The following is a 2,922-nucleotide window of genomic DNA, read 5'->3' as shown; positions in this document are numbered from 1 at the left end:
GAGACCCACATCGATCAGGGTAGAGACCACACCGATGAGAAAAAAACCGAGAATCTTTTCCCGGCCAACAATGGCCGGGATTTTACTCCAGGTCCCGTATTCATTCATACAGTTCATAAACAATGAGTTACCCGGAGCCTGCTGCCCCGGCACAGTCATACAGGGATCCGGAGGTCTGGCTCCCTGCCCCTGCAATGCCGGTTGTGTTCATTCCGGTTTCGTTCCCTGATGACAGGTCCACTGCCGTGCAGTGGGAACTCACCCAGCTGAAGATCCCGCTGTTCCCCGCGTTCATCCCCCCGCCTACACCCGCTGAACCACTGGTGAGGAAGTACCGGACTTTGCCCTCCTGGATCAGGGTTTCAAGGGAGGTTATGTTCAGGATCCGGTCGCTGCCCGAGAATCCCCCGATGGACATGACCGGTTTTCCCGTCTCGATGATCAGGTTCGCACCGGTCTGGCTGCTCGGAACCGCAAGAATCCAGGTCTCATTTGTAGTGTGGGAGAGCAGGTAATCCACGAGCCGGGTGTCTGATGTATTTCCCGTACCCGTCAGGGAGAAGGCTCCACGGCCTGATGCATAACCCGACGCATAACTGGCGTTCCCCGCACCGGAGAGTCGTTCCCGGCCCGAAAAATCCTGCGTTAAACGACCCGCATTGGTGCCCGGAATATTTCCTGTTCCAAGCCCCCGGTCTGTTCCGTACCCCGACCCCCCGCCGATTCGGGCTGCCGGGGGGCCCGCGACTCCCTGGTTGCTCCCGTATATCAGGGGCGTGCAGGACCAGACGAAGGGTGCGACAAAGAGGAGCCCGAGAGCGATGACAGCGATATATTTCTGACCGTTGTGTGAAACTGCATTTTTCCGTACCTTTAAGGATGCAAGAATTCCTGTACACACGATCGTCCCGAAAAGGACGAACGGGATCAGGAGACCGGACCATGCGGCGTCATACGAAAGGAAGAGGGCCTGGAGAAGCCCGGTGATGAGCACCGCCCCGATAAGGATCCAGCCTTTCCAGCCTTCTGTGAGGTACTCCCGGTACATCGCGACGGCACCGATCCCGACAAGGGCGGCAAGAGGTGGTGCGATGGTCGCGATATAGTAGGTATGCCCAAACGCGGTCGTAAAACTAAAAAACAGCAGGCCGGGCACGAGCCAGAGCAGCATCGCGATGAGGGTGAGCCCCTGTTCTCCTGCGATTCCGACGTCCTCAAACCCTTTGAGGGTAAGAGATGCCGGTCTCCGCACCCAGGCAAGGAGCCCGATAAGCGCAAGGGGGAGAAGCCAGGAGAATTGGCCGGCAAGCGTTTCCCCAAAGAACCGGGTGATGCCCGGCGTTCCCTCTCCGTTTGCCATGCCACCGGCTGCACCGCCCTGGGCAGCACCCTGGTCTTCATAGGGATTCACACCGGCAGCCCTCGCACCGCTTCCCGTTTGCGGCTCATCCTCCCGAATGGCACCGGTCCTCTGATCCCTGGTACCATCAGCCATGCCGGGCATTCCGCGGTTTTCCAGTCCCAGTCGCTCGAGGCCGTTGTAGTTGATGATGAGACCAAGGACCGTGTTGTCCCCGCTCCCACCGATATAGGGACGCTCGTTTGCCGGAACCATATCGACCGCGACCGCCCATGAGAGAGAGACCGCAAGGAGAACGAGGACGGCAATGCCAAGGTGGAGCGCACGCTTCCTGAACGAAAAGTCAGTTGTGCCAAGGAAATAGATTACAAGAACGGCGGGAACCACGACAAAAGCCTGGATCATCTTGATATTGAACCCGATCCCGATGAGGCAGACCGAGACAAGAAGCCACGACAGGGATCGTTCCCGTGTTGCCCTGAGGACGGCCCAGACCGCCAGAAGAAGAACAAAGATGAGCTGGGTGTCCATGGTGCCGTTCCGTGAGACTGCGACAAGGATTGGGGTTACGGCAAGAGCAAGAGCAGCAACAAGGCCTGCCGGTTTTCCGAACGGCCGGGCGACAATGAAATAGATGAGGGCGACCGAGCCGATCCCCGCAAGGGCCTGCGGAAGGACGAGGACCCAGCCTTTAAAACCAAGTACTGCGGCAAAGGCAGCCTGTACCCAGAGGCCAACCGGAGGTTTGTCCACGGTCACAAAGCCGGCAGGATCAAAGGAGTTAAAGAAGCCGGCGGCCGGGTTGACGAGCGTGCTCTTTACCGCGGCGGCATAAAAGGTATTCGTGAGGCCCTGGTTCCAGATGTTCCAGATGTTCAGGAACGCGGATACGACCAGTATGCCGGCAAGAAGGATCTCTGCCTTGTATTTCAGGATAAAGTCCCGGTTGATCAGATCAATCACCTGGTAACGCGACAGGACACTGGCTCAAGCCCATGCTGCCGGGGTACATGTTGTCATGTTTATGGGACATATTGTAATATATGTTTTACCCGAGTTCTGGTAAAGCTGACTATCCAGTGTTGTATCCGGTGTCCACAGGACAACCAGATTCTCTGGCGGTCACATCACCCCTCGCCGGCATTCCTGTGGATCATTATCATTATCCTCCTGCGCACCTGCTCCCGGCAAAAAACGAAAAAATGCGATTATGCGGTTTTTTCTGACAGGGCCGGATAAAAGATGTAACGATACTGGTACGACCAAACCCCGCAAAGATACCCTTAAGACCCTCACTTGCGAACCTAAAGTCCGGTGAATCATATGGCCAAGGTAACAGTCGGCCCGATGCCGTACATGAGTGTCATGCCCACCGTGCTCGTGGGTGCGAACGTGAAAGGAAAACCGAACTACATGACCGCTGCGTGGGCCACGGTCGCCTGCATGGCGCCCCCGATGGTCTGCGTAGCGCTCAACAAGATGCGGTATACCGTAAAGGGCATCGAAGAGAACAAGACCTTTTCCCTGAATGTGCCGTCGGTTCAGCAGGTTGTTGAGACCGA

Annotated in this window: 2 protein-coding genes; one reads left to right on the top strand and one right to left on the bottom strand. The window is 57.0% G+C overall.

Going from position 1 to position 2,922, the window contains the following annotated elements; translation table 11 throughout:
• Positions 1-127 precede the first annotated feature (127 nt).
• Positions 128-2,323, bottom strand: coding sequence for a glycosyltransferase family 39 protein (locus WCE46_RS07690; protein ID WP_424733111.1), 2,196 nt, complete (start codon positions 2,321-2,323; stop codon positions 128-130).
• Positions 2,324-2,683: 360 nt separating this feature from the next.
• Between WCE46_RS07690 and WCE46_RS07685 the strand changes: the two genes are divergently transcribed.
• On the top strand, positions 2,684-2,922 hold a 239-nt coding region (locus WCE46_RS07685; protein WP_424733110.1), incomplete at its 3' end, for a flavin reductase family protein.

The sequence above is a fragment of the Methanoregula sp. genome, assembly GCF_049690535.1.
In the GTDB taxonomy this organism is placed as follows: Archaea; Halobacteriota; Methanomicrobia; order Methanomicrobiales; family Methanospirillaceae; genus Methanoregula.
The sequence above is the reverse complement of the archived record's forward strand: the minus strand, read 5'-3'. Positions and strand labels throughout refer to the sequence as shown.